The following is a 22,546-nucleotide window of genomic DNA, read 5'->3' on the forward strand; positions in this document are numbered from 1 at the left end:
GTCCGTGGCGGATGCCCGACGTACCGCTCCGCGTCCCGCGGGCCCAGAGAACGGACCGGCCGGTCGTCAGCGGCGGGTCGGGAGCGGTGCCCGGCCCGCCATCAGCCGGTTGACCAGGGCGAGCAGCAGATCCCGGCTCGCCTGCTTGTCCCGCAGATCGCCCATGACGACGGGGACGTTCGGGTCGAGGTCGAGCGCGTCCCTGATCTCGGGCACCGTGCGGTCCTGGAATCCGTGGAAGCAGTTGACGCCGACCACGAACGGGACCCGGCGGCTCTCGAAGAAGTCGATCGACGCGAAACTGCTGGCCAGCCGCCGGGTGTCGGCGAGGACGACCGCGCCCAGGGCACCCTGCACCAGGTCGTTCCACATGAACCAGAAGCGTTCCTGCCCGGGCGTGCCGAAGAGATACAGGACCAGCTCGGACGTCACCGTGATCCGGCCGAAGTCCAGCGCCACGGTCGTGGTGGTCTTCTCCTCCACCCCGTCGAGGTCGTCCACGCCGAGGCCCGCGACGGTCAGCTGTTCCTCCGTGTTCAGGGGCGGGATCTCGCTCACGGCCCCGACCATGGTGGTCTTGCCGACGCCGAACCCGCCCGCGATCAGGATCTTCACGGCGGCGGGCGCCTTGACCGCCGTCGCCTGGGACACCGGTGCCCCGGTCTGCTGGTCGTCAGAGTCTGAGTAGGGCATCCTTCACCGCCTGAAGAAGAATCATGTCGGGTTCCTCGCCCATCACGACCGTGAGCGGCGGGCGCAGTGCCACTCTGCCCATCCCGAGCAGGTCGTCGACGAGGATCTTCGTCACCGCAATGGGCTGCCGCAGCCGGGCCGAGACCTCGGCGAGCGCCACCGGCGAGCGGCACTGCCTCAGGATCAGCCGGTGCTCGGGTTGCAGGCTGCGGTCGGTCTGCTGGTCGCCGCGCCCGGCGACGGTGGCGATCACCGTGATGAGGGTGAGGTCGTCCCGCGCCGAGGCCGTCCGCCCCTGAGTGATCGTGTACGGCCTGACCAGGCCCTCCTCCGCGTCATCGTCGTCCGCCGCCGTGTCGGCCCAGTGCCTCACTCACGTCCTCCCCCCGCTCCTGCACATGCCCCTGGACGACCCGCACCTCGGTGCCCAGATGCTGGCCCACCTGCTGGACGAGGGTGTCCATCGCGACGGCCATCACCTCGGCGTCCACCTCCTGGTCCGCGACGACCGCCAGATGGGTCCCCCGGCCGGCCGAGCTGATGAACAGCCACAGGGACTCCAGTTCGACGATGACCTGGTGGACGCCACCGCCGCCGAACACCTCGCCGATGCCGCGCGCCAGGCTCTGCTGACCGGTGGCGATGGCGGCCAGGCGTTCGGCGTCGACCCGGGCGACGCTGCTGGACTGGCTGACGACCAGCCCGTCGTCGGACAGCACCACGGCGTTCCGGGTGCCCGGAACCTGGTCGACCAGCCGGTCGAGCAGCCAGTCGAGGTCGGAGTTGGTGGCAGTGCTTCGCAGAGTCATCGTCCGTCTTCCTTCCGGGTCCCCTCGGGACCCGGGGCGGGGTGGTTGGGTTGTGGGTCGGAGGCCGGCCTGAGCCGGGCCGTCCGGGACTGGCGCTGGAAGGCTCCGACCGTGGCGCCGGAGCGGGCCCCGGTCCGCCTCGGCAGTGGCGGAACGCCCCCCATGGCCGTGGTCGGGTCCAGGTGCGGTGCCTCCTGGTACACGGGGGGAGGCTGCCGGAGTTCGGTGGCGAGACTGGCCTGCCGTACCCGACGGGGCAGCGGCTCGGTGTCCTGCCTCGGGGCGGCGGCGGGGGCCGGGGCGGGAACCGAGGGCGGCGGCGGGGGCGGGGGCGGGGTGGGCCGGGCCGGCGGTTCGACCCAGGCGCCGACGAGGGGACGGGTGAACGCCTCCCGGTCGCTGGGCCGGTGCCGCCGGGGATCGAAGAAGTCGTTCGGCTGATCGGCGGCGGCGTGCAGCGCGAGCTGGTCGGGGAAGGCCGTGGCATCGGCGGGCGGGTACTGCTCGGTGAGCGGTCCACCGTCGGCGATCAGCTCCCCGGGCACCAGGACGACCACCCGGGTGCCCCCGTAGGACGAGCGCCGCAGCTCCACCTTGAGGCCCAGGTTGGCGGAGAGCCGGGCCACGACGTACAGGCCCAGCCGGGCGTCGTCGGCGCGGGACATCACGTCCATCCGGGGCGGGTCGGCCATCAGCGCGTTCGCCGCGACGTACTGCTCGGCGTCCATGCCCATGCCGCGGTCCTCGATCTCGATCGCGACACCGCGTCCCACCTGGGACGCCCGCACCTCGACCGGCGTCGGCGGCTTGGAGAAGGTCACCGCGTTCTCCATCAGCTCCGCCAGGACGTGCACCAGCGGACCGACGGCACGCTCGGACAGCCATGCCTCGCCGTCGGTGTCGATCTGGATGCGGCGGTAGTCCTGCACCTCGCCCTGCGCGGAGCGCAGGATGTCCAGCAGCAGCACGGGCCGGCGCCAGCGGCGCTGCGGCTGTCCGTTGCCGAGGATGACGAGGTTCTCCTCGTAGCGGCGCAGCCGGGCCGCCAGGTGGTCGAGGTCGAACAGCCCCTGGAGGACCGCCGGGTCCTCGTGCTGGCGCTGCATCTCACCGAGCCGCTTGAGCTGCATGCCGATGAGCAGCTGGGTCCGCCGGGCGATGCGCTGGAGCAGCCGCTCGAAGCCGCGGTACAGCTCGACCTCGCGGACGGCGGTCTCCAGGGACGAGCTGCGGGCCTGGTTGAGGGCCTGGCCGAGCTGGCCGAGTTCGTCGTCGCCGTGCCGGATCTCGGGCAGTTCGGCGTCGGTGTCGACCTTCTCGCCCTGGCGCAGCCGCTCCACCAGGTCGGGCAGCCGGGTCTGGAGTTCCAGGGCCTCGGCGCGGAGCCCGAAGATCCGGCGGCGCAGGATGCCGGTCAGGCGCAGCGTGAACAGGAGCACCAGCAGCACGGCCGCCACGCTCACCGCGCCGTTGACGATCACCTTCGTCATCAGGTCGTCGAGTTGGTTCTGGACGGAGGTCTCGATGTCGTCGGCGAAGCCGGCGCCGGCCTGTTCCAGCTGGCCCGTGAGCGTGTCGAGGGTCTGCTGCCACTGCTCGCCGACCGAGGCGGCCACGGGCGTCCGGCCGCGGCTGTCGGCGTCCTCCGTGCTGAGGAGGCCGGTCTCGATATCGACCTTCTTCTCCCAGTCGGAACCGGACAGCACGCTCTCGTAGGGCTCGGCCCGCGCGGCGGACAGCTGCGGCACGACCTTGTCGTTGTAGATGTGCTTCTGGGCGCCGACCGCGCTGGTGATCTGGTAGCGCTGCCCACCGGAGAGTTCGCCGTTCGCCACACCGGAGGCGATGTACGCGTCCTCCCGCGAGATCATCTCCAAGCCCCACTGGGCGTCGATCGCCGCCCGGGAGACCGGGGCCTGCTCGGCGAACGTGCTGCTGAAGTCCTCGAACAACTGGAGGTTCAGGGTGACGATCGCGGTGTAGTCGCTGAAGGTCCCCTCCGCGTCGGCGGACCCCTGGTCCATGGCGTCGCGGTAGCCGGGAAGCTTCCCCAGAGCCTCGTCCAGCTCCTGGTAGCCCTCGGTGAGATCCGTCGGCACGGAATCGGACAGCGCTTCGAGGTCCTGTACGGACTTGTCGGTGAGGTCGCGCTGGCGCATGAGCGCGGACTGGTCCGCCCCGGGAGCGGCCAGTGCGATCGAGCTGAGCCGCCGCTCGTCCCGTACGGCGGTCATGAGGGCGAGGAGGGGATCGTCGAAGAGCAGGACCGCCTCTCGCCGGTCGTGGACGCTGCGCCAGTCCTCGTAGCTCTGAACCGAGTTGATGGTGCCCAGCGAGACCACCGCGAGGCAGGGCACCAGGGCAAGCGCGAACAGGATCGTCCGCAGTGACAACCGGCGTTCTGGAGCGCCCCCTTGTGCCGTCCGGCGGCTCGCGGTGCGTGTGGTGCGTGCGTGGAGTGCCACAGTGGTCCCCGGCATGTGAGTGATGACGGACGATGCCCGGAAGCAGTGGTCCGAGTCATGACAGGGCGGCAGTTTAGCGACTGATCAAAGGATCTCCCTATGGACTCAATAAACGATCTTCCTATGGATGGTGTGGATCGGTGCTTCTGACCCCAATTCCGGCTCTCCGGCTCTGATTTCCGGCTCCGGTTCCGACTCCGGCTTCGGTTCGGGCTCCGGCTTCGGCTTCGGTTCCGGGTTCCGCTCCGGGTTCCGCTCCGGGTTCCGCTATGGCGGTCCTACGGGCCCGTCCTGGACGTCAGTAGGACAGGCCGTGCCCCAGCGGATACAGCACCCGCCCGGGATCGTCCGCCCGCCGCACCGGCACCGGCAGCCTCCCCCGGGGCCGTGCCCTTCCGGCGATCACCCGTGCCGCCGCCCGCAGTTCCACGTCCGTCCAGGAGTAGGCGGCCAGGGCGGCGTGGACGCCGGGGAGGTGGGCCACGTCGTAGGGGTTGCGGACGGCCACGGCGACGACCGGCCGCCCGGTGGTCAGGAGGCGCTCCACGAGGGTCCTCTGGGCGCTGGTCGCCGAGATGTTGCAGGTGGCGACGACCACGGCGTCCGCGTCCGCCGCCGCCGCGACCGCGCGGTCGACGGTGGCCGGTGCGGGGGACGTGCCGGTGGACAGGGCGGTCGCCGTGAAGCCCAGTTCGGTCAGCGCGGTGGCGAGGACGGCGGTGGGCGGGCCGGTGGTGCCGGTGGGGGAGTCCGGGTCGGCGCCCACCACGAGCAGGGTGCGGTGGGTGGCGGGGGCGAGCGGGAGCAGCCGGTCCCGGTTGACCAGGAGGGTCGTGGTGCGTTCGGCGATCAGGTCGGCCGCCGCCAGGTGCGCCCGCGTCCCGACCGCGCGGTCCACGCCGGACCGGCTGACGTACGGGGCGTCGAACAGACCCAGCCGCGCCTTCAGCCGCAGCACCCGCAGGATCGATTCGTCCAGGCGTGATGCGGGCAGTTCGCCGTCCTGGACGGCCTTCAGCACGGCGTTCCAGGCGACGTCCAGCCGGGGCGCGTTCAGCAGTACGTCCACCCCGGCCTTCAGCGCCAGCACCGGCACCCGGTCGTCCCCGTACTTCTGCCGTACGCCCGCCATGTCGAGCGCGTCGGTGACCACGACGCCGTCGTAGCCCAGCTCTTCGCGCAGGATGCCGGTGAGGATCGGGCGGGAGAGGGTCGCGGGGTCGCCGGAGTCGTCGAGGGCCGGGACCAGGATGTGCGCGGTCATGATGGACTCGATCCCGGCCTCGATCGCCGCGCGGAACGGCACCGCGTCCAGCGTCTCCCACTCCTCGCGGCTGTGGGTGATCACCGGGAACCCGTAGTGGCTGTCGACGGCCGTGTCCCCGTGCCCGGGGAAGTGTTTGGCGGTGGCCGCCACCCCGGCCGACCGGTAGCCGGTCACCTCGGCCGCGACGAGGGCGGCCACGGCGTGCGGGTCGGCGCCGAAGGAGCGGACGCCGATCACCGGGTTGGCCGGGTCGACGTTCACATCGGCGACGGGGGAGTAGTCCTGCCGGATGCCCATCGCCCGCAGTTCGGAGCCGGAGATCCGGCCGAGCCGGCGGGCGTCGCCGGGCGAGCCGCCCGCGCCGATCGCCATCGCCCCCGGCAGCAGGGTCGCGGGGCGGCCGATCCGGGCCACGGCGCCGTGCTCCTGGTCAGTGGAGATCAGCAGCGGGAGACCGCGCGGGCGGGTCAGGGAGGCGTTCTGGAGGCCGTTGGACAGGCTCGCGATCTGGTGCGGGTCGCGGGTGTTGTGCGCCCAGGCGAAGTAGATGATCCCGCCGAGGTGGTAGCGGGCGACCAGTTCGGCCGGGGTCCGTACGCCCAGCTCGCGCAGATTGGTGTCGATGTCCGCCTGATCGGGGGCGGTGGCGGAGTGGCCGTACGCCCGCGAGACGAAGAGCTGCCCGACCTTCTCCTCCGGGGTCATCCGGGAGATCAGGGCACGGAGTTCGCGGTCGGGGTGCCGGGCGGCGGCCCGGGCCTCGGTGCCGATCGCCAGGGTCACGGTGGCACCGGCCGTGGCGGCGAGGACGGTACGTCTGGAGGGCACGTGCGCTCCTTCCGGAGGTGATCCGCTGACGGAAACTTCCCGGAAGTCACCACGGTCGGGGAAGTTTCCGCCGGTCAAGGGAGTGCACGGTAACCGCTGAAGGGGCCCGCCTCCTGGAATCCGGGGGTGCGGGGGTGTGTCGGGGTGTGTCGGTGGTGCTGGACCCCCGTCGGCCCCTTCGGCGACGATCACCCCATGACCTCGTACCTCATCCTCCACGGCTGGCAGAACCACCGACCCGAGCAGCACTGGCAGCACTGGCTGGCCGACCGGCTCGACGCACTGGGCCACCAGGTCGTGTACCCGCAGCTGCCGGATCCGGACGAACCCGAGCTGGAGGTGTGGCTCGCCGAGTACGGCCGTCATCTCGCCGCGCTGGCGGGGCCGGAGCGGGTCGTGGTGGCGCACAGCCTGTCGGTGCTGACCTGGCTGCACGCGGTCGCGCGGGGCATACCGCAGGACATCGACCGGGTCCTGCTGGTGGCCCCGCCGTCGTACCGCGTCGTCGCGGATCTGCCCGAGGTCGCCGCCTTCGGCCCGCCGCCGCTGGACGTGACCCTGCGCGGCGCCCGGATGGTCGGCACCGACAACGACCCGTACTGCCCGGAGGGCGCGGGCCCGCTCTACGCCGGTCCGCTCGGCATCCCGGTGGACGTCCTGCCGGGCGCCGGGCATCTGGATCTGCCGGCGGGGTACGGGGCGTGGCCGGGGGTGCTGGACTGGTGCCTGGACGGGGAGGCGCGGGTCACGGGGAAGGCATGACGGGGTGTGGGCCGGGCCGCGCGGGTCCGGCGTCGGGGACACCGGTCCCGGTCATGGTCGCTGGTTCCGTGCGAGGGGTGGGGTCCCGGTCGTGTCCGGGACCCCGGCCCGCTCAGCCCGCAGGGCGGGCTCAGGCCGCGTCGTGCAGCAGCCGTCCCAGGTGGCGGCTTCCGTCCGCCAGCAGTTCCGGCAACGGCTTCGCCGCCTCGTACCAGCGCTTCTCGTACTCCCAGCACAGCCAGCCGTCCCACCCGTTGCGGGAGAGCACCTCGACGCACTCGGCGAGCGGCAGGATCCCGGCGCCGAGCGCCAGCGGGGTGGTGTCCTCGGCGGACGCGATGTCCTTGACCTGGACATAGCCCAGGTACGGGGCGAGCGCGGCGAAGGTCTGCGCGGGCTGCTCCCCGCCGAGCCAGGTGTGCATCACGTCCCACAGCGAGCCGACGCTCCGCTCGCCGGAGGGTCCGAGCCGCCGGCTGACCGGCCCGAGCACCCGGGCGGCCTCGGTGCCGGTGCGATGCGAGTCATGGGTCTCCATCAGGATGCGTACGCCGGAGTCGGCCGCGTACCGCGCGCCCTCGGCCAGCCGGCGCACCGCCGCGGCGTCGGACTCGGCCGCGTCCTGCTGCGGGTCGGCGCCCGGGAAGACCCGGACGTACGGTGCCCCGACGTCTTTCGCGAGGTCGAGCAGGGTGCGCAGTTCGTCGAGTACGGGGCCGTCGTCGCCCGGCGCGGCGACCCGTACGTATCCGGCGAGGCCGAGCAGTTCGATGCCGGAGGAGGCGAACCCGGCCGCCGCGGCGGACCGTTCGGCCGGGCCGATGCCGGGGTGGACCGGCTCCTCGGGGTGGGCGCGCAGTTCGACGCCGTGGTAGCCGTGCCGGGTGGCGAGTGCCAGCACGTCGGACAGGGGGAGGCCGGGGACTCCCAGCGTGGAGAAGGCCAGCTTCATACTGCCGGACCCTACTCGTCGGTCGGGTCTTCCGTCTCGATCAGGCCGGATCAGGGAGCGGGGTCTGGTGCCGTGCGACGCAAGGCGGAGGAGGGAGCCGGGGCGGAGCCCTGGTGACCGACGACAACGCCGCGAGGCGCGGTGCCAGGGCCCGCGAGCCCGGCATGATCGAGACGAGAGGCCCTAGGCTGCCGCGCGCAGCTCCAGTCGCCAGTCCTGGCCGACCAGGTCCTTTCCGAACGACCGGTGCGGCTGCTGAGCGACCAGCACGAACCCATGGCGCTGATAGATCCGCCGGGCGGCCGTGAGGATGTCGTTGGTCCACAGCACCAGGTCCCGGTAACCGGCCGCGCGGGCGAAGTCGGTGACCGCCGTGACCAGCAGGTCCCCGATGCCGAGCCCGCGCGCGTCCGGTTCCACCAGCAGCAGCCGCAGCCGCGCGGTGGCGGGCGCCTCGTCCCGTACGCACAGCACGCACCCCACCGGACGGCCGTCCAGCTCGGCGATCCACGCCCGCTCCAGCCGCGGGTCGTGGTCCGCGGCGAAGTCGGCGACGATCCGGGCGACCAGGCCCTCGTAGTCGCCGTTCCACCCGTACTCGGCGGTGTACAGCGCCGCGTTGCGCTGCACGATCCAGCCCAGGTCGCCGGGGACGGGCGCGCGCAGCACCACGTCCTCGGGGCGGGGCGCTCTGCCGTCGCCGAGGAGCGTACGGACCGTGCGCAGCGCGTCCGAGAGACGGGGCCGGTCGGCCGCGGGCACGGTCGCCAGCAGTGCGCCCACCGTCGCCCGGGCCCGCTCCTCCAGCAGACCGGCGGCGGACCGGCCGCCCGCGGTGAGGCCGATCCGGCGGCGCCGGGAGTCCTGCTCGCCGGGCCCGCGCTCGATCAGCCCGTCCTGCTCGAACTTGTTCAGGATCCGGCTGAGATATCCCGCGTCGAGATGCAGTTGGGTGCGCAGATCGGCCGCGTCGACGTGGGGCGCGTGCGCGAGTTCGTACAGGACGCGGGACTCGGTGAGGGTGTAGGGGGCGTAGGTGTGGCGGCCGTAGTCGAGGGCGCCGATGAGGTGGGTGTAGAAGCGGTTGAAGGAACGGATGTCCTGGACGGTCATGGTGGGCCCCGGGGGTGGAGAGGCGGCGGCGATCGAGAGACGAGATATCTGACTCAGTCAGAGAAATCTTAGGCCGGGGCCACGGGCGCGTCCATGGCGTGCCGTGCGGGTGGAGGGGGGCGCCGCTCTTCCGTACGGGCGGGGGGTGGGTGCCCTGGTCCGTAAGGGCGGGGTGGGTGCCCAGTCCATGCGGGCGGGGGTGGGTGCCCCATGTCCGTACGGGCGGACGGCAGTCGCCGCAATCACCCTCTATCGGGCACGAAACGCTCACAGTCAACGCACAGCTTTCGATCAGTCCATCCCCCGAGCTTGACTCAGCGTCACCATGGCCACTTAACTCACACCTTGAGATTTGCGCGCGGATCCCATCCCCACCGCGTGGCCAACTCCCCAAAAGCCTCACCCCCCGCTTTTTTCCACCCCCATCCCCCACTCCTCCAGGCAGGAATCCCCGCATGCCGGACTCCCTCCACCGCAAGCATTTCTGGACCCGCCGCAAGGTGCTCGGCGCGACCGCCGGTGGCACCACGGCCGCCGCCCTCGGCGCCTTCGCGGCCCGCGCGGCCACCACCTCCGACGTGAGCGCCAGCGCCAGCCCGCCCGGCGATGTGGTCGGGAAGATCACCGTCGGTTACCAAGGGTGGTTCGCCTGCAAGGGCGACGGCGCCCCGATCAACGCGTGGTGGCACTGGAGCCCCAACAGCGCCCAGCCGCCCTCCCCGTCGAACCACACCATCACCGCGTGGCCCGACGTCCGCGACTACACCAAGACGTACACCACGGCGTACGCGAACCTCGGCAACGGCCGCGCGCCCACGGTCTTCTCCTCGTACGACCAGCAGACCGTGGACACCCACTTCCTGTGGATGCAGCAGTACGGCATCGACACCGCCGCCCTCCAGCGCTTCAACCCGATGGGCGGCGAGGGCCCCACGCGGGACGCGATGACCACCAAGGTGCGCAGCGCCGCGGAGAAGTACGGCCGCAAGTTCTACATCATGTACGACGTCACCAGTTGGACGGCCTTCCAGTCGGAGATCAAGACCGACTGGACGAACAAGATGAAGGCCCACACGTCGAGTACGGCCTACGCCAAGCAGAACGGCAAGCCGGTGGTCTGCCTCTGGGGCTTCGGCTTCAACGACCCCAAGCGCAACTTCACGCCCGCCGCCTGCCTGGACGTCGTCAACTGGTTCAAGAACCAGGGCTGCTACGTCATCGGCGGCGTCCCCACCTGGTGGCGTACCGGCAACAACGACTCGCGCGCCGGTTTCAGCGGCGTCTACCACGCCTTCAACATGATCTCCCCGTGGATGGTCGGCCGGATCGGCAACGTCGCCGACTCCGACAACTTCTACAACGTGGCGACGGTCCCCGACCTCGCGGAGTGCGCCAAGACCGGCATCGACTACCAGCCGTGCGTGGTCCCCGGCGACGTGGGCGAACGCCAGCGCGCGCACGGCGATTTCATGTGGCGGCAGTTCTACAACGTGACCCGCGCCGGGTCGCAGGGCATCTACATCGCGATGTACGACGAGTACAACGAGGGCAACCAGATCGCCAAGACCGCGGAGTCGCAGAGCTGGATCCCCACCGGCTCGGGCCTGCTGGGCCTCGACGAGGACGGCACGGCCTGCTCCTCGGACTACTACCTGCGCCTGACGGGCGACGGCGGCCGGATGCTCAAGGGCCAGCTGGCCGTGACGGCGACCCGGCCCACCACGCCCTTCGTCACGGGCACCTCCGCCGGTCTCCCGGCCGTCGCCACGATCACCCTGCGCTCCCGCGCCAACAACAAGTTCGTGACGGCGGAGAACGCGGGCACCTCCGCGCTGATCGCCAACCGCGACGCGGCCGGCGGCTGGGAACGCTTCGACCGGCTCGACGTGGGCGGCGGCAAGATCGCGCTGCGCGCCCGCGCCAACGGCCGTATCGTTTCCGCGGATTCCGCCGGCGCCGCCGCCCTGATCTCCAACCGGGTCGCCATCAACGCCTGGGAGACCTTCAAGCTGGTCACCAACGCCGACGGCACGGTGAGCCTGCTCGCGGACGCGAACGGCCGGTATGTCACGGCGGCGGGCGCCGGGGCGTCGCCGCTGATCGCGAGCAGTACGACGATCGGGCAGTCGGAGAAGTTCGACCTGGCGACGGTCTGAGCGGTGCCGCTGGGCGCTACCGCTTCACCTGCGGTGGCGTCCCCCGCGTCCACAGGGGCCGGACGGCGATCCGGCTGAACCGCCACCCGTCCGGCGTCCACCGCAGGTCGGCGTCGAAGAAACCCCCGACGGTGAACAGGGTGTCGTCGGCGTAGACATGCGTCATCAGCGCGTTCCAGGAGACCCGGGCGGTGCCACCGCCCGGGTCGTGCGCGTCGACGAGAATCCCGGACGCGATGTGCTGTGTGACGGCGAACGGCGCGAGCGCCTCTTCGGCCCCCCGCGCCGCGTCGGCCCCCACCCCGGCCCCGACGGGCGTCTCCATCCGCACGTCCTCGGTGACGAACTCGCGCATCCGGTCGGGCTGAAGGTCACGGGCGTCCAGGGCGCGGAAGAGGCGGTGGACGAGGTGGTGGACGAGGGTGGGGTCGGGGGCGGCATCGGGGGCGGTTTCCGAGGTGTCGGTCATGGCGCGAGCCTCGTATGTCAAGCGGGCTTGAGGTCAAGGGGGGAGGGGCTGGGGTCTGCGCGGGCCTGAGATCAACGCCGGGCTTTAGGCCAGCGCGGGGCCTGAGATCAACGCAGGGCTTGGGGCCAGCGCAAGGCCCTCACGTCAACGCAAGGCGATGAGTCCCACGTCCGTCGGCGCGAAGCCGCAGGCGTCCAAGCAGAAGCCGCGCAGCCGTTCCTCGAAATCGACGTGCAGCCACTCGCAGCCCGCCGCACGGGCGTGGGTGACCGCGTGGGCGACCGGTCCGGCGCCGATACCGCGACCGCGCAGGTCCACGGCGACCATGGTGTCCAGCACGAACGCGTGCACCCCGCCGTCCCAGGCGACATTGACGAACCCGGCGAGCCGCCGCCCGTCGCCCTCGTGGGCGCAGACCCACCCCAGGCTGTGCCGCCGTACCTGCGCCGACCAGTCCTCGGACAGTACGGCGTGCCCGAACGCCTCGGCGCGCAGCGCGTTGACGTCGTCGTTGTCGAAGTCGCCGCGCCATGCGTACGTGAGGGGCATGGGGCGGAACGGTAGGCGCCGCTGATGACTCTCCTGGTCCTTGGGACTGGGCTCCGCAGGGGTCCGTAGGCCGTCCCGTCGCCCGGTCGTCCCGTCGTCCGGCCGTCCCGTCGCCCCGTCGGCCTTGGGCCGGTCCGGGCGCTCCCCGCCGGAGGCATCACGCAGCCGCAGGTCACTCCCCGCGCGCAGGCCCGGAGGACTGCCGTACCACCAACTCCCCCCGCACCTCCGCCACCCCACCCGCGGGCGCCTCCTCGCGCCCCATGGCGATCCGCCCCGCCCGCGCGCCCGCCTCCGCGAGCGGCAACCGGACCGTCGTCAGCGCGGGAACCGCGTCCACGCTGAACGGAAGGTCGTCGAAACCGACCACCGAGACATCGTCCGGAACCCGCCGCCCCGCCTCCCGCAGCGCGGCGCACGCCCCCAGCGCCACCGAGTCGTTCGCGGCGACCACCGCCGTCAGTGATGGATCGGCGGCGAGCAGTTCCCGGGTGGCCTCGTACCCCGAACGCCGGTCGTAGCCGCCGTGCACCGTCCAGCGCGGGTCCTCGGCGACCCCCGCCGCCGCCAGCGCGGCCCGATGCCCCTCCAGGCGGTGCCGGGTCGTCGTACGGTCCGCCGGACCCGCGAGATACCCCATCCGCCGATGCCCCAGCCCGAGCAGATGTTCCGTCAGCTCCCGCGCGCCGTCACGGTTCCCGAAGGCCAGCGTCACCACGTCCGCGTCCGGCACCGGAAGGCGCCCGCACAGCACCACGCGCGTCCCCGCGTCGGTGAGCCTGCGCAGCTTCGCCGCCACCGCCGCCCCGTGCGTCGCGTCCTCCACCGCACCGCCGGTCAGCACGACCGCCGCCGCCCGCTGGCGTTGCAGCAGCGTCAGATACGTCAGCTCCCGCTCCGGCGAACCCCCGGTGTTGCAGACCACCGCCAGCCGCTCGCCGCCCGCGCGGCCCCCCGGCCCGCCGATCTCCGCCTGGATCGCGCTCGCCATGACGCCGAAGAACGGGTCGGCGATGTCATGGACCAGAATCCCCACGAGATCGGACGTCGCCGCCGCCAGCGCGCTCGCGGGACCGTTGAGCACATAGTCCAGCTCCTTGACGGCCCTCAGCACCCGCTCCCGTGTCGCCGCCGCCACCGGATAGTTGCCGTTCAGCACGCGCGACACCGTCGCGGGCGAGACCTGCGCACGGGCCGCCACGTCCGCCAGGGTCACCGTCATGTCGTCGTCCTCCGGTCGCACGTCTCTTGTCTTACGGGTTGATGGTCATGCCCTTGCCTGGACCACCGGGTCACCCCGATCCCCGGTCCCCCGAGTCACCGGATCGCCCCCGATCGCCGGGTCACCCGAGTCCCCTGGGTCATCCGGCCACCCCGATCGCTGGGTCATCCGAGTCACCGGGTCACCCGAGTCACCTGGGCCATCCGGCCACCCCGATCACCGGGCCACCCCGATCACCGGGCCACCCGATTCTCCAGGAGTCACCCCGATCACCAGATCGCCGGATCACCAGATCACTTGATCTTCGATCACTCGATCATCCGATCACTCAGCCCGGGCGCCAGGCCATCCAGACCAGTCGCCCCCCCCGGCCGAACCAGCCGCCAGGCCATCCGGACCAGGCACCCGCTCCCCCCAGGCACCCGCCCCCCCAGGCTCCCAGCTCCCCCAGACTTCCCAGCCCCAGATTCCCAGCCCCCCAGATCACCCAGATCGTCCAGATCGCCCGCCCCCCTTGTCCCACCCCGTGCGCAGAGGCTAGCGTCTAGGGCGATAGAAAGCGCTTACTGTCGCCCGCGAAGGGAACAACGTGACACGCAAGACGGTCCGCATCGCCATGAACGGCGTGACCGGGCGCATGGGCTACCGCCAGCACCTCGTCCGCTCGATCCTCGCCCTGCGCGAACAGGGCGGGCTCGACCTGGGCGACGGCACCACCCTGTGGCCGGAACCGATCCTCGTAGGACGGCGCGAACACGCCCTGAAGGCGCTGGCCGAACAGCACGGACTTGATCACTTCTCCACGGACCTCGACGCCGTCCTCGCCGACGACTCCGTCGACCTCTACTTCGACGCCCAGGTCACCTCCGCGCGCGAGGAGGCGATCAGGAAAGCGATCGAGGCCGGGAAGCACGTGTACACCGAGAAGCCCACCGCCACGGGACTCGACGGCGCCCTCGCGCTCGCCCGGCTCGCCCAGGAGAAGGGCATCAAGCACGGCGTCGTCCAGGACAAGATCTTCCTGCCGGGCCTGCTCAAGCTGAAGCGGCTCATCGACGGCGGCTTCTTCGGGCGGATCCTGTCCATCCGGGGAGAGTTCGGCTACTGGGTGTTCGAGGGCGACTGGCAGCCCGCCCAGCGCCCCTCCTGGAACTACCGCGCACAGGACGGCGGCGGCATCGTCGTCGACATGTTCCCGCACTGGGAGTACGTCCTCCACGAACTGTTCGGCCGCGTCACCTCCGTACAGGCCCTCGCCACCACCCACATCCCGCGCCGCTGGGACGAGAACGGCGAGCCCTACGCCGCCACCGCCGACGACGCCGCCTACGGCACCTTCGAGATCGAGGGCGGTGCGATCGCCCAGATCAACTCCTCCTGGGCCGTGCGCGTCCACCGCGATGAACTGGTCGAGTTCCAGGTGGACGGCACGGAAGGGTCCGCCGTCGCCGGACTGCGCACCTGCCGGGTCCAGCACCGCGGCACCACGCCCAAGCCCGTGTGGAACCCCGACCTCCCGGCCACCCACGCCTTCCGCGAACAATGGCAGGAGGTGCCCGACAACGCCGACGTCGACAACGGCTTCAAGGCACAGTGGGAACTGTTCCTGAGGCACGTGTACGCCGGCGCCCCCTACCACTGGGACCTCCTCGCCGGCGCCCGCGGCGTCCAGCTCGCCGAACTGGGACTGCGTTCCTCCGCCGAGGGCCGCCGCATCGACGTACCGGAGATCTCCCTGTGACGACGATCATCCGGCTCCCGGACGCCGGGGGCGAGCTGCGCGCCTACCACCCGCGCCCCGCACCCCTCGCCCTCTCCCCGGGCGCCGGTTTCCGCTCCCGTACGGTCTTCTCCGCGGCCCATGTCGTCGCCGATCCGTTCGCCGATGTCACGCCCGGCTCGCCCGCCGTGCTCGACTGGGACGCCACGCTCGCCTTCCGCCGTCATCTGTGGTCCCACGGGCTCGGTGTCGCCGAGGCCATGGACACCGCCCAGCGCGGCATGGGGCTGGACTGGGCGGGCGCGGCCGAACTGATCCGGCGCAGCGCCGCCGAGGCACGGGCCGTCGGCGGACGGATCGTTTGCGGCGTCGGCAGTGATCAATTGATCAGCACGGAGGCCGGGTACCCCTACGGAATCGATCAGATCCGAGCTGCGTACGAGGAACAACTGGCCGTGGTGGAGGAGGCCGGGGCGCAGGCCGTCGTCATGGCCTCGCGCGCGCTCGCCGCCGTGGCCCGCGGCCCCGAGGACTACCTGGAGATCTACGGGCAACTGCTGCGCCAGGCCCGCGAGCCGGTCGTCCTGCACTGGCTCGGGCCGATGTTCGATCCGGCCCTGGAGGGCTACTGGGGCTCGACCGATCTGGACGTGGCCACCCGGACGTTTCTCGATGTCATCGAGGCGCATCCGGACAAGGTCGACGGGATCAAGGTCTCCTTGCTCGACGCCCAGCGGGAGATCGATCTGCGGCGCGCCCTGCCGGACGGCGTGCGCTGCTACACCGGTGACGACTTCCACTACCCCGAACTGATCGCCGGCGACGACCAGGGCTTCAGCCATGCCCTGCTCGGCATCTTCGACCCCCTGGGGCCGCTCGCCGCACAGGCGGTGCGCGTTCTGGACACGGGGGACGTGATCGGTTTCCGCGAACTGCTCGACCCGACGGTGGAACTGTCCCGGCATCTGTTCCAGGCCCCCACCCGCTTCTACAAGACCGGAGTGGTCTTCCTGGCCTGGCTGGCCGGCCACCAGAGCCATTTCGCCATGGTCGGCGGCCAGCAGTCCGCCCGCTCCCTCCCGCACCTGGCCCGCGCGTACGAACTCGCCGACGGGCTCGGCCTGTTCCCGGACCCGGAACTCGCCCGGCGCCGGATGACGGACCTCCTCGCCGTGCACGGAGTGGCCCAGTGAACGGAACGGCAAAGTGAAGGAAGTGGGCCCAGTGAAGGAAGTGGCCCGATGAAGGGAGTGGTGCGCGCGATGGCCGCCGATCTGACCCGCTTCTCCATCAACCAGATGACGGTGAAGCAACTGTCCCTGCCCGAACTCGCCGAGGCGTGCGGCGAGCTGGGCATCCAGGGCGTGGGCCTGTGGCGCGCCCCCGTGCACGAGTTCGGGCTCGACGCCACCGCCCGCCTGATGCGCGACGCGGGGCTGAAGGTGACCACCCTGTGCCGCGGCGGCTTCTTCACCGCCCTCGATCCCAAGGAACGCGCGGCGGCCCTGGACGACAACCGCCGGGCCGTCGACGAGGCGGCCACCCTGGGGACGGACACGCTGGTCCTGGTCTCCGGCGGGCTCCCGGCCGGCTCACGGGACCTGCGCGGCGCCCGGGAACGGATCGCGGACGCGCTGGCGGAACTGGGACCGTACGCGCAGGAGCGCGGGGTCCGGCTGGCCATCGAACCGCTGCACCCGATGTACGCCGCCGACCGGTGTGTCGTCTCCACCCTCGCCCAGGCACTCGACCTGGCCGAGCGTTTCCCCGCCGATCAGGTGGGCGTCACCGTGGACACGTACCACATCTGGTGGGACGACCAGGCACCCGAACAGATCGCCCGCGCGGGCGCCGGAGGCCGGATCCACGCCTTCCAGCTCGCCGACTGGATCACCCCGCTGCCGGAAGGCGTGCTGGAGGGACGCGGACAGATCGGGGACGGCTCGATCGACATGCGCGAGTGGCGGGCGTACGTCGAGGCCGCCGGCTACACCGGACCGATCGAGATCGAACTGTTCAACACCGGACTGTGGGCACGGGACGGCCACGAGGTCCTGACCGAGACCGCCGAACGGTTCTTGATGTACGTGATCGACTGAACATCGACTGAACACGGTTCTGCGGACTCGGGGACTCCCAGGGGACGAAAATTCTCCGACCGAGCGTGCAACCGTTTCCCACACCGGCGGGTCGTACTTGGCGTCAGAACCTCTGGGGGGACCCCGGGGGGGGGAATCACAGGGGGTTCTGATTCAGGGAGGGGAAAGCAGGGGGGCCCGGTCGACGGACCGGGTCCCTCCCGTTTTCACCGCCGGTCACAGCCCGGCGACCTCCTCGGCCGTCGGATACGACTCCTGCGCCCCCGCCCTCGTCACGGCCGCCGCCCCGACCCGCGCCGCGTACGAGGCCGCCTCCACCAGGGACTCGCCCCGCCCCAGCCGCCACGCCAGCGCCGCGGTGAACGCGTCCCCGGCACCCGTCGTGTCCACGGCGTCCACCTTCACGGACGCCACCTGCGCGACCTCTTCCCCGGTCGCCACCAGCGCCCCTTCCGAGCCCAGCGTCACCACCACCGAACGCGGCCCCTTGGCGAGCAGCGACCGCGCCCAGTCCGCCGGGGAATCGCTCACGCACGCGTCGCCCAGAATCACCCGCGCCTCGTGCTCGTTGACGATCAAAGGATCACAGGCCGCGAGCACTTCCCCCGGCAGCGCCCGCGGCGGCGACGGATTGAGCACGAACCGGCTCCCGGGCGCCAGAGCGCGCACCACCTCCACGACCGTCTCCAGCGGGATCTCCAACTGCGCCGACACCACCCGCGGGGCCTGGAGGAGGCCGCCCGCGGCCTGCACGTCCTGCGGCAGCAGCCGCCCGTTGGCACCCGGCGACACCACGATGCTGTTGTCCCCGGACGGATCCACGGTGATCAGCGCGACCCCGGTCGGCGCGCCGCCGACCAGCACGCCCACGGTGTCCACGCCCGCCGCCCGCTGCGCGTCCAGCAGCAGCCGGCCGTGCCCGTCGTCGCCGACCCGGGCCAGCAGCGCCGTACGGGCACCGAGCCGGGCCGCCGCGACCGCCTGGTTGGCGCCCTTGCCACCCGGGTGCACCACCAGATCGGACCCGAGCACGGTCTCCCCGGCTCCGGGCCGCCGCGCCACCTGGACCACCAGATCGGCGTTGGCCGATCCCACGACCAGCAGGTCGTAGTCGTACATCAGTTGTCTCCCTCGATCGGTCGGCCGGCGAATTCGGCCACGTTGTCCTTGACGACCACAGCCTGGATGCCCTGGGCGGCCGGGGCCCCGCAGGAACGCCGTACGACCAGCCGCGCGGGCAGCGTCACGGAGTCGGGCCGCCGTCCCGCGATCACCTCGACCAGCGCCCGCACGGCGGCCCGCCCCAGTTCGCCCGTCGGCTGGGCGATCGCGGTGATCGGCGGATCGGTGTGCACGAACCACCGGATGTCGTCGAAAGCGACCAGCGCGATGTCGTCCGGAACCCGCAGCCCACGCGCGCGTACGGCGTCCAGCGCGCCCAGCGCCATCAGGTTGTCGGTGGCGAAGACGGCGTCGGGCGGTTCCGGCAGCGCGAGGAACCCCTCGGTGACCCGCCGCCCGCTCTCGGCCTGGAAATCGCCCTGCCCGATGTACACGTCCGGCACCGGCAGCCCGTACGCCGCCATGGCCTCCCGAAAGGCGGCGACGCGTTCGCTTCCCGTGGTGGTGGCGTCCGGCCCGGCGATGATCGCCACCCGCCGATGTCCGAGCGACCACAGATGCGCGACCAGATCCCGCACGGCGGCCCGCCCGTCGGACCGGACGACCGGCACGTCGACGCCCGGGAGCCACCGGTCCACGAAGACCATCGGCGTCCCCCCGCGCACGGCGTCCGCCATCAGCGACGACCCGCCCTCGGTGGGTGCTACGAGCAGCCCGTCGATACGCCGGTCGAGCAGTGTGCGTACGTGATGGTCCTGGACCTCGGGACGTTCGTCCGCGTTCCCGATGATCACGCTGTAGCCGAGCGAACGGGCCTCTTCCTCGACGGACCGGGCGAGTTCGGTGAAGTACGGGTTGAGCACATCCGGAATGACCAGACCGAAGGTGCGCGTTTGATCAGTCCGCAGCGATCGGGCGACGGCGTTCGGCCGGTACCCGAGCGCGTCGACGGCGGCCAGCACCCGCGTTCGCGCGTCCGCGCTGACCGAGGAATGGTCGTTCAGCACCCGCGACACCGTGGCGACGGACACCCCCGCCGCGGCGGCCACATCCTTGATGCTCGCCATTGCCGACCTGCCCGCCTGAAATCGATTACATCCCCCCGCACGAAGGATTGGAATCGATTACATGAACCAAAGACAAGGGACGAGAGCGGCACGAAATCAAATCGTGACCAGGGAGGTGAGGGGGAGGCACTGAAGCGATCGAAGCGATCACCCGGTGCGTCGAGGACGCGCACGAGCGCATGGCCGAGCAGGCGATTCCCGTCCCGAGCAACTCGGCCCCAAGGGACTACCCGGTCAACCATCCGAGCGGAGTCAGTGGCGCTCCAGGGCCTCCACACCCGCCCGCCACGCCGCCGTCAGGTCCACCCCGTCCGGAAAGCGGCCGTGGATCTCCAGAATCACCATGCCGTGAGCGAACGCCCAGATCGCTCGTGCTCGATCGATGTCGAAGTCGCACGCGCGCAGCAGCGGCATCGCCGCGCGCTCCTCCAGCCCTTCGGGCAGTGCGTGCCGGGGCAACGGGCCCTCGGTGGCGAGGCAGTAGAGGTGCGGGTGGGCGAGGGCGTCGGCGCGGTAGGCGTCGGCGAGGGCGGTGAGGAGAGTGGGGGCGGTGGCGGACCGCGCGTATCGGGTCTCCGCCGCTTCCATCGTCCGTGCCGTTTCGATCAGGCTCAGGGCGATCAGTTCCACCTCCACGGCGGCCTTGTCGGGGAAGTGCTTGTACAAGGAGGGCGCTTTGATGCCCAGGTGTTCGGCGAGCGCGCGCGTGGTGAGTGCGGCGAGGCCCGACTCCTCGACCAGGACCCGCGCGGCGTCGACGATCTCCCTGGCCCGGGGGGTGAGCCGCGCCGAGGGATCGGTGGGGTCGCCCTCGGGAGGATTCGCGCTGGTCCGCCGCCGCTCAGCCACGCTGGAAACCGTCCTTCGCCCGCAGTCCGTACCCGAAGGCGCGATCGTACGAGATGTGGGCGAGCCAGGCGCACAGAGCCGCGAAGAGCGGCGCCCATTCCTTGGGCGCGGTGAAGGAGTAGAGCACGGCGAGGCCGAAGGGGATCAGCGCCCGGTGCGCGAGGTTGTAGTAGGGGACCGCCCGCGCGGGAAGCTGCCCCCTGGCGAGCCCCGGCGCCTCGCGGACGGCGATCAGCATGGTCAGATCGGGCGCGATGAAGAACACCACCGCCATCAGGATCGCCGGCCAGCCGTGATTGACCCCTTCCAGGATGGCGAAGGCCGTCCAGAACAGGGCGGCGGCGAAACAGAGTGCGCGGAGCGGGCCGCTCGGCGAGGAGCGAGTGGGGCCCTGCGGCTGAGCGGCGGCCCGGGTCTGGACGGCGGGGGTGAGCGTGGATGACTTCATGGGTCGGCGTTCCTTGGGTCTGTGGGCCCAGCCAGATTGGCTAATGCCGTTAGCCAGACTCTAAGGCTAATGCTGTTAGCCGTCAACCGGTGCGAATGGTGACGGCGGAGCCGCTGTCGGTGTTGGAGATGCCCTACGGCGCCTCGACGCCGGAGATCCGGTACTTGCTCACCTCGGCGTCGCGGATCTGTGCCGTCTGCTCGGGTTCCGGGCCCGCGCCACGGAAGCGGGCGAGATCCTCATCGGTCTCCCAGCGCTCGTACACGTTGATCCGATCAAGCTCGATCAGATCGGCCGACAGGGCGAAGTCAAGGCACCCGGCGGCGGCCCTGGCCTGCTTGACGACCTCCGTGCACCCGGCGAGATAGGCGTCGCGGTCACCGGCGTCGACCCACAGCTTCCCGGAAATGATGATCATGGCGCTCCTTGCGTGGTGTGACCGTCCATCGTCGCGGCCACTGCGGGGATAGACCGCGGCGGCACACCAGACTCATCGGTCACGCCCAGGCGGGGGACGTCCGGCGCGCGGGCCCGCTAGGCGGCGGCCAATTCACACCACACGTACTTGCCCTTGTCACCGAACCGGGAGGACGGCTGCCAGCCCCAGCAGTCCGCGCAGGCGACGATCATCCCGAGCCCGCGCCCGTCCTCCACGTCCCCGAGCTGTTCGAGCGGCTTGGGCGGCTCGGGCGGTTCCGGATCCGCGTCCCAGGCCCCGATCCAGACCATGCCGTACGCGGTCCGCCGCACCCGCAGAGCGGCGGAACCGTCCGTGTGCCGTACGGCGTTCGAGACCAGCTCGGTGGTGACCAGTTCGGCGATGTCCACGAGCTTGATCAGCCCATGCATGGTCAGGATCATCCGCAGAGTACGACGGCACACCGTGACCGCTCTGAGGTCGTTGGGGATGTGGAGCGTGTAGTCCCAGGTTTCCGGCATGGGTGATCAACTCCGTTGGGGTGGGGGGATTTCGCGTGCGGTGGCATGCCGCAGCCGCCTTGGCGGGGCGATGCGGTGCGCTTCCGCTACGTGTGCGATGCATCACTGACGGTAGGGGTAACCTGTAATCCGGAGCAAGCCGAACGCGAGATCCGTCCCCGAAAGAGGAGAAGCAGCTCATGGTCCAGCGGCGCGAGCCAACCGCACGTCAGGTGCGCCTGGGGACGGAACTTCGCAGACTCCGAGAGGCGGCCGGACTCACGGCCGTTCAGTCAGCGGCGCTGCTCGGAGTGAACCGAGTCCAGATCAGTCACATCGAGTTGGGGCTCATCGGTGTCAGCGAGGAGCGACTGCGCCGGTTCGCCTCCCACTACGCCTGCACCGATGCGAAGTTCATCGAGGCGCTGGTCGGGATGGCCACGGACCGGACACGGGGTTGGTGGGAGGAGTACCGGGGTCTGCTGCCGACGCCGTTCTTGGACCTGTCCGAGCTGGAGCATCATGCTCGGTTTCTCCGTCACGTAGCGGTTCTTTACGTGCCTGGCCTCTTGCAGACCGAGGACTACTCGCGGGCTGTGTTCTCCTCCAGGCTGCCCGAACTGACCGACGGCGAAGTTGAGCTGCGCATCCAGCACCGACGGGCGCGTCAGCGGTTCACCATCTCGTACGAAGCGGTGCTCCACGAGGCAGCACTTCGGATTCGCGTGAGCGACCGTGCCGCCTCAAAGGCCCAACTGGCCCAACTCCTTGAACTCTCAGAAGCGGATCACATCACCCTGCGGGTGATCCCCTTCGACCTGGAGCACTTCGCCAGGGCTTCGAGCACCATGACGTACGTGGGTGGTCCTTTGCGCAAGCTGGATACGGTGGTGCGCGACGCGCCGCACGGTTCCGTCTTCCTCGACTCCGAAGCTCAGCTCAACAGCTATCGAACGCGCTTCCATAAAGTGGAGGACGTATCGCTTGAACCGTACCGGTCGCGGGACTTCATCCACGAGCTGGCCAAGGAGCTGTGAG

The 22,546-nt window shown here is 71.0% G+C and carries 22 protein-coding genes; 6 read left to right on the forward strand and 16 right to left on the reverse strand.

All coding sequences use genetic code 11. The annotated features are described in order from the left end of the window. Positions 1-66: 66 nt before the first annotated feature. The 5 genes from ACFXAZ_RS17315 to ACFXAZ_RS17335 form a co-directional block, all read right to left on the reverse strand. Positions 67-693, reverse strand: coding sequence for an ATP/GTP-binding protein (locus ACFXAZ_RS17315; protein WP_384591170.1), 627 nt, complete (start codon positions 691-693; stop codon positions 67-69). Then, positions 674-1,066 carry a DUF742 domain-containing protein gene (locus ACFXAZ_RS17320; protein ID WP_384591173.1) on the reverse strand — a complete coding sequence of 131 codons (393 nt, stop codon included), beginning with the start codon at positions 1,064-1,066 and terminating at the stop codon, positions 674-676. The genes ACFXAZ_RS17315 and ACFXAZ_RS17320 overlap by 20 nt, the downstream gene beginning before the upstream one ends. Then, positions 1,029-1,502 carry a roadblock/LC7 domain-containing protein gene (locus tag ACFXAZ_RS17325; protein ID WP_384591176.1) on the reverse strand — a complete coding sequence of 158 codons (474 nt, stop codon included), beginning with the start codon at positions 1,500-1,502 and terminating at the stop codon, positions 1,029-1,031. The genes ACFXAZ_RS17320 and ACFXAZ_RS17325 overlap by 38 nt, the downstream gene beginning before the upstream one ends. Continuing rightward, entirely contained in the window at positions 1,499-3,895 is a 2,397-nt protein-coding gene (locus tag ACFXAZ_RS17330; protein WP_384591179.1) for a nitrate- and nitrite sensing domain-containing protein, read from the reverse strand. Before ACFXAZ_RS17330 ends, ACFXAZ_RS17325 begins: the two co-directional genes overlap by 4 nt. 370 nt (positions 3,896-4,265) lie before the next feature. Then, positions 4,266-6,062: a glycoside hydrolase family 3 protein gene (locus ACFXAZ_RS17335; protein ID WP_384591182.1), complete on the reverse strand. Its 1,797-nt coding sequence runs from the start codon at positions 6,060-6,062 to the stop codon at positions 4,266-4,268. Between the two features lie 195 nt (positions 6,063-6,257). Here ACFXAZ_RS17335 and ACFXAZ_RS17340 point away from each other — a divergent pair, with 195 nt between their 5' ends. Next, positions 6,258-6,824, forward strand: coding sequence for an RBBP9/YdeN family alpha/beta hydrolase (locus ACFXAZ_RS17340; RefSeq protein ID WP_384591185.1), 567 nt, complete (start codon positions 6,258-6,260; stop codon positions 6,822-6,824). A 130-nt stretch (positions 6,825-6,954) separates the two neighbouring features. On the opposite strand, the gene ACFXAZ_RS17345 is transcribed toward ACFXAZ_RS17340, so the two are convergent. Beyond that, on the reverse strand, positions 6,955-7,776 hold the full coding sequence (locus ACFXAZ_RS17345) for a sugar phosphate isomerase/epimerase family protein (protein WP_384591188.1): 822 nt from the start codon (positions 7,774-7,776) through the stop codon (positions 6,955-6,957). Between the two features lie 183 nt (positions 7,777-7,959). Further along, positions 7,960-8,889 carry a GNAT family N-acetyltransferase gene (locus ACFXAZ_RS17350; protein WP_384591191.1) on the reverse strand — a complete coding sequence of 310 codons (930 nt, stop codon included), beginning with the start codon at positions 8,887-8,889 and terminating at the stop codon, positions 7,960-7,962. Between the two features lie 455 nt (positions 8,890-9,344). Between ACFXAZ_RS17350 and ACFXAZ_RS17355 the strand changes: the two genes are divergently transcribed. After that, positions 9,345-11,045 (forward strand): xylosidase, encoded by a 1,701-nt coding sequence (locus ACFXAZ_RS17355; RefSeq protein ID WP_384591194.1) that lies wholly within the window; start codon positions 9,345-9,347, stop codon positions 11,043-11,045. A 16-nt stretch (positions 11,046-11,061) separates the two neighbouring features. Here the strand turns inward: ACFXAZ_RS17355 and ACFXAZ_RS17360 are convergent, their stop codons facing one another. The 3 genes from ACFXAZ_RS17360 to ACFXAZ_RS17370 form a co-directional block, all read right to left on the reverse strand. Next, positions 11,062-11,514, reverse strand: a complete 453-nt coding sequence (locus ACFXAZ_RS17360; RefSeq protein ID WP_384591197.1) for a nuclear transport factor 2 family protein — start codon at positions 11,512-11,514, stop codon at positions 11,062-11,064. 144 nt (positions 11,515-11,658) lie between these two features. Further along, positions 11,659-12,063, reverse strand: coding sequence for a GNAT family N-acetyltransferase (locus ACFXAZ_RS17365; RefSeq protein WP_384591200.1), 405 nt, complete (start codon positions 12,061-12,063; stop codon positions 11,659-11,661). 172 nt (positions 12,064-12,235) lie between these two features. Beyond that, positions 12,236-13,285, reverse strand: a complete 1,050-nt coding sequence (locus tag ACFXAZ_RS17370; RefSeq protein ID WP_384591203.1) for a LacI family DNA-binding transcriptional regulator — start codon at positions 13,283-13,285, stop codon at positions 12,236-12,238. A gap of 589 nt (positions 13,286-13,874) precedes the next feature. Between ACFXAZ_RS17370 and ACFXAZ_RS17375 the strand changes: the two genes are divergently transcribed. From ACFXAZ_RS17375 to ACFXAZ_RS17385, 3 genes are all read left to right on the forward strand, one after another. After that, complete coding sequence (locus ACFXAZ_RS17375) at positions 13,875-15,026, forward strand: Gfo/Idh/MocA family protein (protein WP_384591205.1); 1,152 nt, start codon at positions 13,875-13,877, stop codon at positions 15,024-15,026. Beyond that, positions 15,023-16,198, forward strand: coding sequence for a dihydrodipicolinate synthase family protein (locus ACFXAZ_RS17380; protein WP_384591208.1), 1,176 nt, complete (start codon positions 15,023-15,025; stop codon positions 16,196-16,198). The genes ACFXAZ_RS17375 and ACFXAZ_RS17380 overlap by 4 nt, the downstream gene beginning before the upstream one ends. Positions 16,199-16,267: 69 nt before the next feature. Beyond that, entirely contained in the window at positions 16,268-17,104 is an 837-nt protein-coding gene (locus ACFXAZ_RS17385) for a sugar phosphate isomerase/epimerase family protein (RefSeq protein WP_384591379.1), read from the forward strand. A gap of 216 nt (positions 17,105-17,320) precedes the next feature. On the opposite strand, the gene ACFXAZ_RS17390 is transcribed toward ACFXAZ_RS17385, so the two are convergent. From ACFXAZ_RS17390 to ACFXAZ_RS17415, 6 genes are all read right to left on the reverse strand, one after another. Then, a complete protein-coding gene (locus ACFXAZ_RS17390; protein WP_384591212.1) occupies positions 17,321-18,223 on the reverse strand; it encodes a ribokinase in 903 nt (300 codons plus the stop codon). Continuing rightward, positions 18,223-19,293: a LacI family DNA-binding transcriptional regulator gene (locus tag ACFXAZ_RS17395; protein WP_384591215.1), complete on the reverse strand. Its 1,071-nt coding sequence runs from the start codon at positions 19,291-19,293 to the stop codon at positions 18,223-18,225. Before ACFXAZ_RS17395 ends, ACFXAZ_RS17390 begins: the two co-directional genes overlap by 1 nt. Before the next feature lie 252 nt (positions 19,294-19,545). Then, the gene (locus tag ACFXAZ_RS17400; RefSeq protein ID WP_384591382.1) at positions 19,546-20,055 is read right to left on the reverse strand and encodes a TetR/AcrR family transcriptional regulator; all 510 of its coding nucleotides are present in this window, start codon (positions 20,053-20,055) and stop codon (positions 19,546-19,548) included. 79 nt (positions 20,056-20,134) lie between these two features. Continuing rightward, entirely contained in the window at positions 20,135-20,590 is a 456-nt protein-coding gene (locus ACFXAZ_RS17405) for a DUF4260 family protein (RefSeq protein WP_384591218.1), read from the reverse strand. A gap of 133 nt (positions 20,591-20,723) precedes the next feature. Then, the gene (locus ACFXAZ_RS17410; protein WP_384591220.1) at positions 20,724-21,008 is read right to left on the reverse strand and encodes a putative quinol monooxygenase; all 285 of its coding nucleotides are present in this window, start codon (positions 21,006-21,008) and stop codon (positions 20,724-20,726) included. 116 nt (positions 21,009-21,124) lie between these two features. After that, positions 21,125-21,529 (reverse strand): ATP-binding protein, encoded by a 405-nt coding sequence (locus ACFXAZ_RS17415; protein WP_384591223.1) that lies wholly within the window; start codon positions 21,527-21,529, stop codon positions 21,125-21,127. A 179-nt stretch (positions 21,530-21,708) separates the two neighbouring features. On the opposite strand from ACFXAZ_RS17415, the gene ACFXAZ_RS17420 reads away from it, so the two are divergent. Further along, positions 21,709-22,545: a helix-turn-helix domain-containing protein gene (locus ACFXAZ_RS17420; protein WP_384591226.1), complete on the forward strand. Its 837-nt coding sequence runs from the start codon at positions 21,709-21,711 to the stop codon at positions 22,543-22,545. Position 22,546: the final 1 nt, after the last annotated feature.

It is taken from the genome of Streptomyces sp. NPDC059477, assembly GCF_042749375.1.
GTDB lineage: Bacteria > Actinomycetota > Actinomycetes > Streptomycetales > Streptomycetaceae > Streptomyces.

What these genes read in the sequence shown, in the direction of transcription:
- ACFXAZ_RS17355 (WP_384591194.1), top strand. Translation starts at nt 9,345, where the DNA reads ATGCCGGACTCCCTCCACCGCAAGCATTTCTGGACCCGCCGCAAGGTG.
- ACFXAZ_RS17345 (WP_384591188.1), bottom strand. Translation starts at nt 7,776, where the DNA reads ATGAAGCTGGCCTTCTCCACGCTGGGAGTCCCCGGCCTCCCCCTGTCC.
- ACFXAZ_RS17350 (WP_384591191.1), bottom strand. Translation starts at nt 8,889, where the DNA reads ATGACCGTCCAGGACATCCGTTCCTTCAACCGCTTCTACACCCACCTC.
- ACFXAZ_RS17360 (WP_384591197.1), bottom strand. Translation starts at nt 11,514, where the DNA reads ATGACCGACACCTCGGAAACCGCCCCCGATGCCGCCCCCGACCCCACC.
- ACFXAZ_RS17415 (WP_384591223.1), bottom strand. Translation starts at nt 21,529, where the DNA reads ATGCCGGAAACCTGGGACTACACGCTCCACATCCCCAACGACCTCAGA.
- ACFXAZ_RS17390 (WP_384591212.1), bottom strand. Translation starts at nt 18,223, where the DNA reads ATGTACGACTACGACCTGCTGGTCGTGGGATCGGCCAACGCCGATCTG.
- ACFXAZ_RS17370 (WP_384591203.1), bottom strand. Translation starts at nt 13,285, where the DNA reads ATGACGGTGACCCTGGCGGACGTGGCGGCCCGTGCGCAGGTCTCGCCC.
- ACFXAZ_RS17405 (WP_384591218.1), bottom strand. Translation starts at nt 20,590, where the DNA reads ATGAAGTCATCCACGCTCACCCCCGCCGTCCAGACCCGGGCCGCCGCT.
- ACFXAZ_RS17325 (WP_384591176.1), bottom strand. Translation starts at nt 1,502, where the DNA reads ATGACTCTGCGAAGCACTGCCACCAACTCCGACCTCGACTGGCTGCTC.
- ACFXAZ_RS17315 (WP_384591170.1), bottom strand. Translation starts at nt 693, where the DNA reads ATGCCCTACTCAGACTCTGACGACCAGCAGACCGGGGCACCGGTGTCC.
- ACFXAZ_RS17340 (WP_384591185.1), top strand. Translation starts at nt 6,258, where the DNA reads ATGACCTCGTACCTCATCCTCCACGGCTGGCAGAACCACCGACCCGAG.
- ACFXAZ_RS17365 (WP_384591200.1), bottom strand. Translation starts at nt 12,063, where the DNA reads ATGCCCCTCACGTACGCATGGCGCGGCGACTTCGACAACGACGACGTC.
- ACFXAZ_RS17410 (WP_384591220.1), bottom strand. Translation starts at nt 21,008, where the DNA reads ATGATCATCATTTCCGGGAAGCTGTGGGTCGACGCCGGTGACCGCGAC.
- ACFXAZ_RS17385 (WP_384591379.1), top strand. Translation starts at nt 16,268, where the DNA reads ATGGCCGCCGATCTGACCCGCTTCTCCATCAACCAGATGACGGTGAAG.
- ACFXAZ_RS17395 (WP_384591215.1), bottom strand. Translation starts at nt 19,293, where the DNA reads ATGGCGAGCATCAAGGATGTGGCCGCCGCGGCGGGGGTGTCCGTCGCC.
- ACFXAZ_RS17420 (WP_384591226.1), top strand. Translation starts at nt 21,709, where the DNA reads ATGGTCCAGCGGCGCGAGCCAACCGCACGTCAGGTGCGCCTGGGGACG.